The organism is Rickettsia endosymbiont of Gonocerus acuteangulatus (genome assembly GCF_964026435.1).
In the GTDB taxonomy this organism is placed as follows: domain Bacteria; phylum Pseudomonadota; class Alphaproteobacteria; order Rickettsiales; family Rickettsiaceae; genus Rickettsia.
Genome location: NZ_OZ032147.1, coordinates 1,461,539 through 1,475,574, shown reverse-complemented (window position 1 = coordinate 1,475,574; position 14,036 = coordinate 1,461,539). Strand labels below are relative to the sequence as shown.

The window sequence follows — 14,036 nt, the reverse complement described above, 5'->3', positions numbered from 1 at the left end:
TTGGGAACTAGGTTGTTGCACCCTTTATGTCATTCCCGCGTGAGGCTTTGCCTGCGTGGATCATTTTCCCCCTGTGTCATCCCGTGGCTTGTCCAATAGTACCGGACAGTTATTATTCTATGTCATTCCCGCGTAGGCGGGAATCCAGCATAAAGCGAGATAAATCAAGCTTTTATATTCTAAAAAATTGCTGTATTTAGACTTTTTTTTTCCTGGATTCCCGCTTTCGCGGGAATGACATATAAAATCACCTACACCTGAATAAAATATAACATTTTTTTAATAACTGTCCGGTACTATTGGCTTGTCCACGGGATGACACCGAAAGCACTTTTTAACCTATACAAATAAACCTTAAACAAGGATGATATAGAAGACAAACCTATGATTATTAATTTTCTATATTTCATCAACTAGATATTTCCCTTCGGAGGTTAATCCTATAACTTTCATACCATCTATTTTTATAGCTGGATCTCCTTCAGGTGCTGCCGGATAAAATACTTTTACTCCTAAATTTTGCTCTATATATTTAATATGAGCTGAGTGTTCACTTGGAGCAATTCCGTCAAAATTAATCTCGTTTACATTCATATATCTAGTTGCTTCAACATGCTTAGTAGATTAGTATCAGCCTGTGTAATAATACCAGCAAGAGAATTGGTAGTTCCTAAATTTCCTGTTATAGTGCCACCACTCCAAGAATTTTTTAAAATTGGATTTACAAAATCAACATTACCGGAAATACTAACAGAAAAGCGACCTCTACTATTAACATTAATATTGTTAATTTTTAAATTTATATTATTATTGATAAATCCTTGTAGTTCACGAAGAGTAAGTTCAGGTATATTATCGTCGATAACTTGTGGCTCTTGTAAGACAAGCTCACCTATATTATTATTGATAACTCCTGGCGGTTTATAAATAATAAGTTTAGTTATGTTATCACTGATAACTTGTAATTTCTGCAAATTTTTATCAGGATTTTTATTACTAGGTAACATAATCTTTCTCCTTAAATTTTTAGTTGAAAAACTCTTATACTTTAAAATTAATAAGAAGTAAATATGTTAATGGTTGTTTTCCTCTTCCTGCTGTTTATACCATAGTTCTGCGTAATAGCCTTTTTGTTTCAGCAAGGTTTTATGGTTGCCACGCTCAACTATATAGCCATTATCTAAAACAATAATTTCATCAGCGTCGATTATTGTTGATAATCTGTGAGCAATAATTAAGGTAGTATAATGCTCTGATATTTCTTTAAGACTTGCTTGAATTAGCTTTTCAGTTTTAGTATCAAGCGAACTTGTTGCTTCATCAAACACATATATAGATGGATTTTTGAGTAACGTCCTTGCTATGGCAATGCGTTGCTTCTCACCGCCTGAAAGCTTTAAACCACGCTCACCTACTTGAGTTTCATACCCTTCCGGCAGGCTAGTAATAAACTCATGAATATGGGCGTTCTTTGAAGCAGCTATAACCTCATCATAGCTAGCCGAATTATCACCATAAGCAATATTGTAATATATTGTATCATTGAACAGGACAGTATCTTGCGGCACGATTCCAATAGCTTTGCGGAGCGAGTTTTGTGTAACTCTTCTTATATCCTGCCCATCTATCATAATGCTGCCGCTATTAATATCGTAAAACCTGAAAAGCAAACGTGAGATGGTTGACTTACCAGCCCCGCTACTCCCGACTATCGCAAGCGTCTTACCACTATCTATAGTAAAGCTGATATTATGCAAAATCGGGCGTTCTTGATTATAAGCGAAATTCACCTCTTTAAAAGCGACTTCGCCTTTTGATATAGTAAGCTCTTTAGCGTCTTTAGCATCCTCTACTTCTTCTGGTATGTCTAAAAGATTAAACATATCTTCCATACCCACTAGAACATTCTTAATTTCTCTATAAGCAAAACCAAGTATTGAAAGTGGGATTGATAGCTGGAAAAGATAAGTATTAACCATGATTAAATCGCCAACAGTCATTTTACCTTGATTTATTTTAGTCGCCGATAGTATCATAAGAGCAACAAGCCCAAGGGATATTATAACATCCTGCCCTATGTTTAAAATTGACAGACTATTGGTCGTTTTTGTAGCTGATTTTTCATAAATTTGTAGTGCCTCATTAAATTTAGAGGCTTCATATTCCTCATTACTAAAATATTTAACAGTCTCAAAATTCAGCAGGCTATCGATTGCCCTATTATTTGCGGTATTGTCGCTTTGATTCATCTCTCGTGCAAACGAAATCCGCCAAGTACTAATTAGGAAAGTGTAAAGAACGTAAATTGACATGGTTACTAAGATAGTGAAAGAAAACCAAATGCCATATACATACCATAATATCCCGCTTACAAGTACGATTTCTACACTTGTCGGAAGAATATTAAATAGTGAATAACGCAGCACCGCTTCTATGCCTTTAGTGCCACGCTCTATTGACCTACTTAAGCCGCCGGTTTTTCGGGTAATGTGAAACCGTAAGCTTAAATTATGCATATGCTTAAAGACATTTAGAGCAACCAAACGAGTAGCCTGATGCCCGACTTTTGAGAAAATAATATTGCGTAACTCGTTAAATATCTGAACAAATATTTTAGTTCCACCATATACCATAATCATTCCGATAATAACCGAAAGGGCTAAATTTTTATTTAAGCCATCTATTAAGTATTTATAAACTATAGGTACGAAAATATTTATTACTTTAGCAAGCAACAAACAAATAAGTGAAGTAACAATCCGCAAGCGTATGTTAAAATCTTTCGACCATAAATAAGGCAGAAGTGAATAAAATGAATTTCTATGTTGATTAGGCATTGTTTGATGTATTGTTACGTGGATCAGTTTTATTCTTGTCATCCTGCGAGCTTGTCCGACATTGTTTCATGACTTTTATGTCATTCCCGCGTAGGCGGGAATCCAGAAATACATTCGCCTAAATCGTTCCATTTAGGATTAATACTTTCTATCAATTTTATTTTCCAGCTACGATTCCATTTTTTTAAAGCTTTTTCTCTAGCAAGAGCTTCTTTGATGTCAGCAAATTCTTCTGTATAAACAAGTTTTATAATATTATATTTTGATGTAAATCCTTTAATCACTTTTTGCTTATGTTCATAAGCACGACGCAATATATTATTAGTAACGCAATATATTATTAGTAACGCCAATATATAAAGTACCATTGCGATCGGAACACAATATATATACCCAATACATTTTTATTACTTCAAAACTTACGCTATGTTTGATATAATGCCCATGAATTAAGGGATATTATGAAGTGCTTCACTATAAAACATTGCTGTGTAATAAGAGTTTTTAGCATATTTGCTATAACATAGCGTAAGTTTTGACTTTTAGTTTTATTTTGATCCCTGCCTACAGGCTTTGTTGCATGGCTTAAAAAACAAGTACAATTTTATCCCTGCAAAGGCGGGGATCCAGCATAAAGCAAGACAAAACGAGCTTTTAGCTTTAGAAACTTGCTGCTTTTATGTTTATTTTTCTGGATTCCGCCTACGCGGGAATGATATACAGGGCGTTTTTCGAGCCATGCAACAACGCTTTGCCTACGTGGGATGACAACGGGGTAATGCTGCGATCCAAGCCACGGGGTGACATATATTTAGTTCTTCTTCGGCTGTCCTTCTAGCAACTTATCTAATCTTCCCTCTTTGTCAAGATCGTATAAATCATCACAGCCACCTATATGCATATTATCTATAAATGTCTGCGGTACAGTTTTTTTACCACCTGCTTTTTGAATTAGTTTATTCTTTTCTGCATCAGTAAAGTTACTAACTTCAATTTCCTCATAAGCAACATTTTTCTCATTAAGTAACTCTTTAGCTTTTAGGCAGTAGGGACATTGAGCTAGGGTATAAATAATAATTGTGTGTAATATAGCTTTATTCATAATGTTATACTCTTTTATTGAATTTTAATATATTATGTAAGACTATAGGTTTTAAAGCAAGAAAAAAGAAATGACTAACTTTTCTATCATATCAGATTATAAACCAGCGGGTGATCAGCCAAAAGCAATTGATGAAATTATCAAGGGCTTGAACAACAAAAAGCGTTCGCAGATGTTGCTGGGTATTACAGGCTCAGGTAAAACTTTTACTATGGCAAATATCATAGAAAGAACCAACCGACCGACGCTTATTATGGCACATAATAAAACACTAGCTGCACAAATTTATTCTGAAATGAAATCAATTTTTCCCAAGAATGCGGTTGAATATTTTGTGTCATATTACGACTATTATCAGCCGGAAGCTTATATTCCGAAAACTGATGTTTTTATAGAAAAAGACTCCTCTATTAACGAGCAGATTGATTTGATGCGACACTCAGCTACAAGATCACTATTAGAACGACGTGATGTTATAGTTGTGTCCTCGGTTTCTTGCATTTATGGTCTTGGCTCGCCGGATTTATACTATCAAATGACAGTTAATTTAGAACCTGGTAAAAGTTACCCTCGTGATAAGCTACTTAATGATCTAGTGAATTTGCAATATGAGCGTAATGATATTGGTTTTGAACGTGGTTGCTTTCGGGTTAAGGGGGATAGTGTTGATGTTTTTCCATCACACTATAGTGATAAGGCTTGGCGTTTATCATTTTTCGGTAATGAACTTGAGTATATTCACGAATTCGATCCACTAACTGGTGAAAAACTTGCCAAGCTTGATAAGGCTATAATATATGGTAATTCTCACTTCGTAATGCCAAAAGAGACAGTAAATAAAGCAATATCGGAAATTGAAGAAGAGTTGCAAAAACGTATCGCATTCTTAAAATCGCAAGATAAATTACTAGAAACACAAAGGATCAATCAACGCACTCAGTACGATCTGGAAATGCTAACCGAAACAGGCAGCTGTAAAGGTGTGGAAAATTACTCCCGCTTTTTCACAGGTCGTAAAGCTGGAGAGCCACCTCCCACTTTGTTTGAATATCTCCCAAAAGATGCGTTATTATTTGTTGATGAAAGCCACGTATCCGTACCGCAAATTAGAGCTATGTATAATGGTGATAGAGCAAGGAAAGAAGTGCTAGTAGAGCATGGATTTCGTTTGCCGTCAGCTCTTGATAACAGACCACTAAAATTTGAAGAATGGGATAATTTTAGACCACAAACTGTTTTCGTATCAGCAACGCCATCACTTTTTGAACTAAATGAAACCGGCGGCGAAGTTGTAGAGTTAATAATTAGACCTACGGGGCTACTTGATCCTGAATGCATTATTAAGCCTGCTACTAATCAAGTTGAGGATTTAGTGGGCGAAATTCAAAGCACGATTGCCAAAGGCTTCCGCGTATTAGTTACAACTCTTACCAAAAAAATGGCAGAAGATTTAACCAATTATTTGCAGGAACTTAAATATAAAACCTCTTATTTGCATTCTAACGTTCATACATTAGAGCGTATAGAAATATTAAGGGATTTAAGACAAGGAACAATTGATATTCTAGTTGGAATTAACTTGTTGCGTGAGGGATTAGATATTCCTGAATGCGGCTTAGTTGCCATACTTGATGCTGATAAAGAAGGGTTTTTGCGTTCGGAAGTATCGCTAATACAAACGATCGGTAGAGCTGCAAGAAATAGTGAGGGAAGAGTTATTCTATATGCCGATAAAATGACTAAATCCATCGACAAAGCTATTAGCGAAACAATGCGTAGACGGACAATTCAGCAAGAACATAACGAAAAATACGGCATAATTCCAAAAACCATCAACCGCACTATACATGCTTTAGCAGAGCTTGAGAAAGTCGATAGTAAGCTTGATAAAAAACAAACCCATAATTTATTTGAAAATCCAGCTAAGCTTAAAGCTCATATCGATAAACTAAGAAAAGAAATGCTTAAAGCTGCAAGCAATCTTGAATTTGAACAAGCAGCAAAGCTTCGTGATCAATTAAAAACTTTAGAAGAGGCAGCATTAGAATTGAGCTAAATTTACGATAAGTAAACCTCTTTATCTAATGTCCCTTCGCTATTATCGACAAGCATAGTAATTGTTGCATCACCTGTTATATTAATGGTAGTACGAAGCATATCAAGTATACGGTCAATACCTGCAATAATTGCTACACCCTCAATCGGTAAATGTACAGATGAAAGCACCATAGGTAGCATTATTAATGAAGCTCCTGGAATACCAGCACCGCCAATTGAGCCAAGAGTTGAGGTTAGAATAATTACTAAATAATCATGCGGAGCAAGCGTTACTCCCATCATTTGAGCAAAAAAGATAGTAGTAAGCGATAAATTTATAGCAAAGCCATCCATATTAATTGAAGCACCTATCGGTAACACAAAAGAAGTGCTAGACTCCGAAATACCAAGTTTCTCACGACAAACTTGCATAGTAGTTGAAAGAGTTGCTTTGCTACTTGAAGTAGAAAAAGCAAGTATCTGATACTCAAAGCTTTTCTTGTAAAAAGGTATAGGGGATACACGACAAAATATATATATAAGTAAACCAAATACTAGATATTGGAATGTCATCGCCACAACAACCGCTATAACAAGCTTTGAAAGGCTTATCATTACTTCTATACCTTGCGTACCTATAATCCAAGCTGTTAGAGCAAAAGCACCATAAGGTGATAATTGAATAACAAATGATATCATTTTTAGTACTAATTTCGACATTAAATGTATTAAATCAGTAATAGGTTTCGCTGCTGCTTTCATTTTATTTAAGGTAATCCCAACAAAGACAGCAAAAAATACTACTTGCAAAACATCACCATTTGCAAAAGCACCGACAGCATTATCAGGTACTATATTTACAAAGAAATCTATTATATTAAACGATGTTCTCTCAACCTTGCTAGAGCCGGAAGGAGAAAAATCTATATGCATGCCTACGCCAGGTTTCAATATTGCCGCAACAGCAAGACCAAAAACTGTAGCAAAAAACGTAGTCCCTAAAAAAGCTGCTACCGCTTTCATGCCTACCCTGCCTAAGGCAGAAGTATCATTCATACTAGTAATACCTGAAACCAAGCTAAAGAAAATTAGTGGTGCAATGATCATTTTTATCAAACGTAAAAATATGTCACCGATTAGCTTAATATAATCAACATATTGCGGTAGGTAAATACCGAATATAATACCGAAGATTAGACCTAAGGTAACTTTTTGCCATAATTTCATTTTTTACTCCGAATATACTTACTTAATTTAATTTTAATTCAACCATAGGTTTACTTACTATTTTGATTAATCCATTCTAAGTATTTTTGAAGACCGCAGTCAATATTTATTTTTATTATTTGCGGTAATTCATAATTATGAACTTCAAGAATTTTATTTTCAATCTTTTTATAATTAGAAGATTTTGCTTTAATCACAATTCTATATTCTTTTTCTAAAGCTACTTTATTAGCCCATTTAAAGTAACTTTTCACATCATCAATTTGTATGCAAGCAATAAGATCTGACTCTAATAATAGAGAGGCTATTTTTTCAGCAATTTGTAAATCATTAGTCGTAGTTAAGACCAAGGCATAATCCTGCATGCTTAGACCTCAACAAAGCAATTAGGTGTCTCGAATAGTTTTATGCTAGTAACAAAGAATTTTTGACTTTCAAAAAGCTTAGGGAAAATCTCATTTTTTAAATGCAGAGCAATATTTTCTGCCGTCGGATTATTATTTAAATAATATACTTTTTGACCTGTATGACTTTCAATTTTCTGCCCGATTTCTTTATCATCTTGATGCAAAATTAGGCTATGGTCAAAATTTTCATCAACCCAGCCTTTAGCTAAATCTTTAATCAAGCCAAAATCCACTACCATACCAAGTTCATCAGTATTTTTTGCTGCTATAGTTATTTCGAGAACATAGCGATGACCGTGCAGATATTGACATTTATTTTTATGACCGATAATTCTATGCCCTGCATCGAACTCAATACGACGAGTACTTTTTATCATTATTATATACTTATTACAAATTTAATAATAGTTTCTCTGGATTTTCAATCAGCTCCTTAATTTTCACTAAGAATGAAACAGCTTCCTTTCCATCAATTATGCGGTGATCGTATGATAGAGCTATATACATCATCGGACGTATTTCAATTTTACCATCTATAGCCACTACTCTTTCCTCAGTTTTATGTAGTCCTAAAATACCAGATTGAGGCGGATTAATAATAGGAGTAGATAAAAGCGAACCATATACACCACCATTAGAAATCGAGAATGTACCACCTGATAAATCAGCCATAGAAAGCTTACCATCTCTTGCTTTTTTAGCAAGTCCCCCTATCGTCTTTTCAATATCGGCAAATCCCATCTTGTCAGCATCTCTAACCACTGGTACCACAAGACCTTGCTCAGTTCCAACAGCTACACCTATATCATAATAATTTTTATATACTAAATCATCACCATCTATCTCAGCATTTACTGATGGAATAAGCTTTAACGCTTCGATAGTTGCTCTAACAAAAAATGACATAAAACCAAGTTTCACGCCGTGTTTTTTTTCAAACTCATCTTTATACTTACCACGCAGAGCTATCACTTTTGACATATCTATTTCGTTAAAGGTAGTCAAAATAGCAGCTGTGTTTTGTGAATCTTTTAAACGCTGTGCTATGGTTTTACGCAAACGTGACATACGCACACGCTGCACTCTTTCTTCATTAGTTTTAGCTGAAGAAGTAGTAGTGGCAGGAGCAGGAGCGTTCATCGTTTCCAACACATCGCCTTTGGTAATTCTACCGTCTTTACCTGTTCCTTTTATATTATTTGGATCAAGCTTATTTTCAGTAACTAATTTTTGTACAGATGGAGCAAGAGTATTATTAGCTACTGCGGATTTTTCTGCTGGCTTTTCTGGAGCAGGCTGGGAAACTGCTTGAGGCTTTGCTGTTTCGTTATTATTTGTTGCTACAGCTTCCCCCTCATTTATATCGCCTATTTCTTCACCAACCGCAACATTTGCTCCATCAGCTTTTATTATTTTGCCTATAGTACCATTACATGGAGAATTAACTTCTAATGTTACTTTCTCGGTTTCAATTTCTAACAATAACTCATCGGTTTTAACAGCATCGCCTTCTTTCTTATACCACTTGGCAATAGTCGCTTCTGTTACCGATTCACCGAGAGACGGTACTATAATTTTAACACCCATATTTGTTTCCTTATTTTTTATCCTAAATTATTATATACTTTATGACTTAGTTGCGTGGCTTAACTCACACCTATCATCCCGTGGCTTGTCCGGCGTTATTGCCTAACTCGCATGTCATTCCTGCATAGGCGGGAATCCAGTAATAAAAAATTATAATACAGTAAGCCTTAAAAGCTAAAAAGCTCGATTACTCTCGCTTTATGCTGGCTCTAGTTCCCAAGCCATAGAATGACATCGAAAGCGTTTTTCGATACACGCTGGTAAAATCGCCACGGAATGAAACCAAATTTCAAAGCTATCTCTTAATTTAACGCTTTTTTTAATATTTCTTCTTGCTGCTTATTATGTGCTTGTAATGAGCCAACTGCTGGAGATGCTGATTCTTCTCTACCTATATATTTGAATTCGTTATTAATTCCCGCTTCTTTTAAAGCATTATTTAGGTGAGAGGTTATATATCTCCAAGCTCCCATATTCATTGGCTCTTCCTGACACCAAATAAATTCACTTGCTTTATTATATTTTTTTAACAGCTCTACTACAACCTTTTTTTCAAATGGGTATAATTGTTCAAGCCTGATAATTGCTATATTACTATTACTGCCACGCATTTCAAATAGATCATAATACACCTTACCACTACATAAAATTACTTTAGTAATATTGCTTGCTTCTAGTTTATTTACTTCATCTAAAACCGGCGAAAAAGTAGTATTATTACCTAATTCATCAAGTTTAGAAACCACATTCTTATGACGCAACAAGGATTTCGGTGACATCACGATTAATGGTTTTCTAACGTTATCAATTATTTGACGACGAAGCAGATGGAAAATTGAAGCAGGCGTAGTAGGATATGTAACATACATATTATCCTCAGCTGCTAACTGCAAGAATCTCTCAAGTCTTGCTGAGCTATGCTCTGGTCCTTGCCCCTCAAAACCATGTGGTAATAAAACTACCAGCCCGCTCATACGAAGCCATTTTGTTTCACTGCTTGAAATGAATTGATCAAAAATAATCTGAGCTCCGTTAGCAAAATCACCAAATTGAGCTTCCCATAAAACTAGATTTTTTGGGTTTGCTAGCGAATAACCATATTCAAAACCAAGCACAGCATATTCAGATAAATTACTATCTGCTACTTCATATGTTGCTTGCTCTTTGGACAAATTATTTAGAGGTATATAAGTAGTATCATCAACTTGGCTATGTAACACCGAATGACGATGCGAGAAAGTGCCACGTCCGCAGTCTTGCCCTGTTAATCTTATATTAGTACCGGATGTAAGCAGGCTTGCAAAAGCGAGCTGTTCAGCTGTTGCCCAGTCAATAGGCTGATCTGCTGTTAAAGCAGCTTTTCGAGCATCAAATAATTTAACCAATTTTGGATTAACGGCAAAATTTTTCGGCATTTCGCATAGCTTAGTCCCTAGATTTTGTAAGGTCTTTTTATCTATCCCTGTTACTGCTGCTTGCGTGCGAGTGCTGCTAATACCTTGCCATAAACCACCTAAAAAATGAGCTTCTTGTTTATAATTCTTAGCCTGCTCATATTCCTTATCAAGTTTTGCTTTAAACTGTTCTTTTAATTTAGCAAAATAATTATTATCGATTACGCCACCTTTCACTAGCTCATTTGCATAGATATTTCCAGGTGTTAGCTTACTCTTGATGATGTTATACATTTTGCCTTGTGTATACATCGGCTCATCACCCTCATTATGCCCATATTTTCGGTAGCAAATGATTTCCACAATAACATCTTTGCCAAATTTTTGCCTATATTCCACTGCAATATTTGTAGCTTTTAATACTGCTTCTATATCATCGCCATTAACATGTAAAATCGGGGCTGCTATTATTTTTGCAAATTCCGTAGAATATCTGCTGGCTCTGGTATCTGCAGCATTAGCTGTAAAACCTAGCTGGTTGTTAATTACGAAATGTAGAACTCCGCCAATATTATAAGCAGCTAGTGGTGACATAGATAAGCTTTCTGCCACAACCCCTTGACCACAAAAAGCAGCATCACCATGGACTAAAATAGCTTTAACTTTACTGCGTTTAGTGTCTTTAAGTATGTCCTGCTTTGCTCTTACTTTACCTGCAATTATTGGATTTACAGCTTCTAAATGTGACGGGTTATCAGCTAGCGACAAATGTATTTTCTTATCACCTATGACTCTGTCCGATGAATAGCCTAAATGGTATTTTACGTCACCTGAAACATTTAGCTCGTCAGGGAATACGCTTCCGCTTATAAAGCCTGCAATAACGGCTCTGTAAGGTTTACCGACTACTTTAGTTAGCGTGTTTAATCTACCACGATGAGCCATTCCTATAACGATCTCTTCCACACCTTGATGCAGAGATAAATCAATAGCCTTATTCATGGCAACTATGCAAGCATCACCGCCCTCTACCGAGAAACGCTTAGCCCCTGGGAATTTTGTATGTAGATATTGCTCAAATCCTTCTACTTCCACTAAGTCATTTAGGATATTTTTCTTTTCTTCCGAGGAAAATGAAATAACACCTGATTCTAATTTAGAATATAACCAATTTTTTTCCTCTTCGTTTTCTACCTGCTCAAATTCAGTTCCAATAGAACCTACATAAGTTTTATCAAGAAAATTAACCAACTCACCTAGACTATATGTTTTGTCTAAAAATTTATGTTCTATTACTTTATCAAGCTGATCAGCTGTAAAACCAAAATTCTCTATACCAAGCTTTAAATCTTCTTTAGTTTTAGTAACTTCAAGCCCTAGCGGGTCTAGTTTTGCAAGATAATGGGCATATTTACGATAATTTTTTATCATCGCACCGACATTAAAATTATTTGTGGTGGATGCAGGATTTTCTGAAGTTTGGGACTCTTCTGTAACTGCTGTTTTTATAATTACTTTAGCGGTACTTTTATTAAGAAGCTCGTTGCTATCCTTAACGCCCGCAAAAAACTCTTGCCAAGTTTGATCAACTGAAGCAGGATTTTCTAAATATTGTTTATATAGTTCTTCAATAAAAACAGCGTTCCCACCGAATAAAAAACCTGTTTTTTTTAAATTTTCTTCCATATTATTGTTTGGTTTGTTTTTTGATTAGATGTCATTCCCACGAAGGCGGGAATCCAGAAAAAAAGCATAAACCCAGCAAGTTTCTAAAGCTAAAAGCTCGGTCTGTCTCGCTTTATACTGGATCCCCGCCTTCGCGGGATTGACATTGTACTTATTTTGCGAGCCACGCAAAAACCTAGACACAAGTCACGGCATGACACCTCATTTATTACAAATACTTCCTTTCTAGGTACTTAATAAACACTTCAGGATTTATATTTTCCTCACCGCTAGCACTTTTTAGCAAATCAGGTGAATTTTTTAGTGAACCGAAATTTCTAAAATTTTTATTCAAATAATTATTTAAGTTACTAAAGTCACCTTTTAAAATATCATCTTTTACGTTTTTGTTTATCTCTTTTACTTTCTTCATCACCATTGAGGCAATAATTGCCCCGTTTGTGTAAGCTAGAAAGTAACCGAACCATCCGCTAGACCAATGAATATCTTGCAAACATCCTTCACTAAAGCTTCTAGGTTTTATTCCTAAATATTCCTGCATCTTACTATCCCAAAAATTTGGCAATTCATCAAGATTTAATTCACCGCTAATAAGTAATTCTTCTATTTCAAAACGCAATATTACATGCATTGGATAAGTTACCTCATCAGCGTTCACTCTAATAAAGTCAGGCTCAACTTTCGTAATTGCCATATATAAATTATCTGCCGAATATTCTTCCGACTTAAGGTTAAATTCATCACGAAGTAATTTTGCTAAAAACTCTGTAAATTCTCTTGATCTACCTACCTGCATTTCCATAAATAAAGACTGACTTTCGTGAAAAGCCATGCCTTTAGCACGTCCGACCGGCTGCCCTTTATATATTTCCGGTAAGTTCTGCTCGTATAAAGCATGTCCGGTTTCGTGAATAATACCCATTAAACCGCTTATGAAATTATCTTTATCATATCTAGTAGTTAAGCGTATATCATTCGGCGTTCCACCACAAAAAGGATGAGTAGACTCATCAAGCCGCCCTTTGCTCCCATCAAACTGCATAATTTCCATTATACGCTTGCCGATATTTTTTTGTATTTCATGACTTAATTCAGTACTTTTAACTAATGCTTTTTGACTTTTTTGCTTTTCTAAAACTTTACCGATAAGCTCAGAAAGATTTTCTTTAACATATGAAAAAACTTTTTTAATCTCACTGCTTGTTCTACTTGGATCATATATATCAATCAACGCATCGTACGGGCTACAATTAAATACACCTGCACGGACTTTAGCAACTTCTCTTGTATAATCTAAAACTTTCTGCAAATGAGGTTTAAATAAATTATAATCATTAGTCTCTCTTGCTTTTCGCCAAACAAGTTCAGCTTTGGTAGTTGCAGCTACTATTCTTTTTTGTAATTCCTCATCGATACAATTTGCATCTAATATCTTCCGCTCAATTTCTCTTATATTAGCATTTTGCCATTTATCAAGATCTTTTGCCTCTTCCTTTGCTCTGCTAACTAACTCTTTAAGCAACGGGGATTTAACCAAAGAATGAACTAGCGACGTTAAAGACAACATCTCGTTTGTCCTACTCTCACCCTGACCCTATAGGCATATTCACCGCTATATCCCAATATAATATGCTTAAGATATTCTCAAAATTTGAGATGGTTGAAAGTTCATTTTCTAGTTTTTTGTAATTGTTCATATGTTCTTATTGTTTGTCATTGCGAGGAGCAAAACTTTTTCGGTGTCACCCCCGTGACTCGT

10 protein-coding genes and 2 pseudogenes are annotated in these 14,036 nt (G+C 35.3%); 1 reads left to right on the top strand and 11 read right to left on the bottom strand.

The window, feature by feature from the left end:
- Positions 1 to 399: 399 nt before the first annotated feature.
- From AAGD55_RS09120 to grxC, 5 genes and pseudogenes are all read right to left on the bottom strand, one after another.
- Positions 400 to 594 (bottom strand): hypothetical protein, encoded by a 195-nt coding sequence (locus AAGD55_RS09120; RefSeq protein ID WP_341791237.1) that lies wholly within the window; start codon positions 592 to 594, stop codon positions 400 to 402.
- A complete protein-coding gene (locus AAGD55_RS09115; protein WP_341791236.1) occupies positions 591 to 1,007 on the bottom strand; it encodes a hypothetical protein in 417 nt (138 codons plus the stop codon). Before AAGD55_RS09115 ends, AAGD55_RS09120 begins: the two co-directional genes overlap by 4 nt.
- Positions 1,008 to 1,073: 66 nt before the next feature.
- Positions 1,074 to 2,879, bottom strand: a complete 1,806-nt coding sequence (locus AAGD55_RS09110) for an ABCB family ABC transporter ATP-binding protein/permease (protein ID WP_410526102.1) — start codon at positions 2,877 to 2,879, stop codon at positions 1,074 to 1,076.
- Positions 2,880 to 2,917: 38 nt separating this feature from the next.
- Positions 2,918 to 3,239: pseudogene (locus AAGD55_RS09105) on the bottom strand (GIY-YIG nuclease family protein).
- A gap of 409 nt (positions 3,240 to 3,648) precedes the next feature.
- Positions 3,649 to 3,939 carry a glutaredoxin 3 gene (grxC, locus tag AAGD55_RS09100; protein ID WP_341791235.1) on the bottom strand — a complete coding sequence of 97 codons (291 nt, stop codon included), beginning with the start codon at positions 3,937 to 3,939 and terminating at the stop codon, positions 3,649 to 3,651.
- A gap of 70 nt (positions 3,940 to 4,009) precedes the next feature.
- Between grxC and uvrB the strand changes: the two genes are divergently transcribed.
- A complete protein-coding gene (uvrB, locus tag AAGD55_RS09095; RefSeq protein ID WP_341791234.1) occupies positions 4,010 to 5,995 on the top strand; it encodes an excinuclease ABC subunit UvrB in 1,986 nt (661 codons plus the stop codon).
- Between the two features lie 2 nt (positions 5,996 to 5,997).
- Here the strand turns inward: uvrB and AAGD55_RS09090 are convergent, their stop codons facing one another.
- From AAGD55_RS09090 to AAGD55_RS09065, 6 genes and pseudogenes are all read right to left on the bottom strand, one after another.
- The gene (locus AAGD55_RS09090) at positions 5,998 to 7,203 is read right to left on the bottom strand and encodes a dicarboxylate/amino acid:cation symporter (RefSeq protein ID WP_341791233.1); all 1,206 of its coding nucleotides are present in this window, start codon (positions 7,201 to 7,203) and stop codon (positions 5,998 to 6,000) included.
- A 50-nt stretch (positions 7,204 to 7,253) separates the two neighbouring features.
- A complete protein-coding gene (gene cutA / locus AAGD55_RS09085) occupies positions 7,254 to 7,568 on the bottom strand; it encodes a divalent-cation tolerance protein CutA (RefSeq protein ID WP_341791232.1) in 315 nt (104 codons plus the stop codon).
- A 2-nt stretch (positions 7,569 to 7,570) separates the two neighbouring features.
- Complete coding sequence (locus AAGD55_RS09080) at positions 7,571 to 7,987, bottom strand: 6-carboxytetrahydropterin synthase (RefSeq protein ID WP_341791231.1); 417 nt, start codon at positions 7,985 to 7,987, stop codon at positions 7,571 to 7,573.
- Positions 7,988 to 8,000: 13 nt separating this feature from the next.
- Positions 8,001 to 9,197, bottom strand: a complete 1,197-nt coding sequence (odhB, locus tag AAGD55_RS09075; protein ID WP_341791230.1) for a 2-oxoglutarate dehydrogenase complex dihydrolipoyllysine-residue succinyltransferase — start codon at positions 9,195 to 9,197, stop codon at positions 8,001 to 8,003.
- A 302-nt stretch (positions 9,198 to 9,499) separates the two neighbouring features.
- Complete coding sequence (locus AAGD55_RS09070) at positions 9,500 to 12,277, bottom strand: 2-oxoglutarate dehydrogenase E1 component (RefSeq protein ID WP_341791229.1); 2,778 nt, start codon at positions 12,275 to 12,277, stop codon at positions 9,500 to 9,502.
- A 208-nt stretch (positions 12,278 to 12,485) separates the two neighbouring features.
- Positions 12,486 to 13,974: pseudogene (locus AAGD55_RS09065) on the bottom strand (carboxypeptidase M32).
- Between the last annotated feature and the right edge of the window lie 62 nt (positions 13,975 to 14,036).

Excerpts from the sequence above, each read along its gene's own strand:
- AAGD55_RS09120 (WP_341791237.1), bottom strand. The coding sequence starts at position 594 with ATGAATGTAAACGAGATTAATTTTGACGGAATTGCTCCAAGTGAACAC.
- AAGD55_RS09115 (WP_341791236.1), bottom strand. The coding sequence starts at position 1,007 with ATGTTACCTAGTAATAAAAATCCTGATAAAAATTTGCAGAAATTACAA.
- AAGD55_RS09110 (WP_410526102.1), bottom strand. The coding sequence starts at position 2,879 with ATGACAAGAATAAAACTGATCCACGTAACAATACATCAAACAATGCCT.
- grxC (WP_341791235.1), bottom strand. The coding sequence starts at position 3,939 with ATGAATAAAGCTATATTACACACAATTATTATTTATACCCTAGCTCAA.
- uvrB (WP_341791234.1), top strand. The coding sequence starts at position 4,010 with ATGACTAACTTTTCTATCATATCAGATTATAAACCAGCGGGTGATCAG.
- AAGD55_RS09090 (WP_341791233.1), bottom strand. The coding sequence starts at position 7,203 with ATGAAATTATGGCAAAAAGTTACCTTAGGTCTAATCTTCGGTATTATA.
- cutA (WP_341791232.1), bottom strand. The coding sequence starts at position 7,568 with ATGCAGGATTATGCCTTGGTCTTAACTACGACTAATGATTTACAAATT.
- AAGD55_RS09080 (WP_341791231.1), bottom strand. The coding sequence starts at position 7,987 with ATGATAAAAAGTACTCGTCGTATTGAGTTCGATGCAGGGCATAGAATT.
- odhB (WP_341791230.1), bottom strand. The coding sequence starts at position 9,197 with ATGGGTGTTAAAATTATAGTACCGTCTCTCGGTGAATCGGTAACAGAA.
- AAGD55_RS09070 (WP_341791229.1), bottom strand. The coding sequence starts at position 12,277 with ATGGAAGAAAATTTAAAAAAAACAGGTTTTTTATTCGGTGGGAACGCT.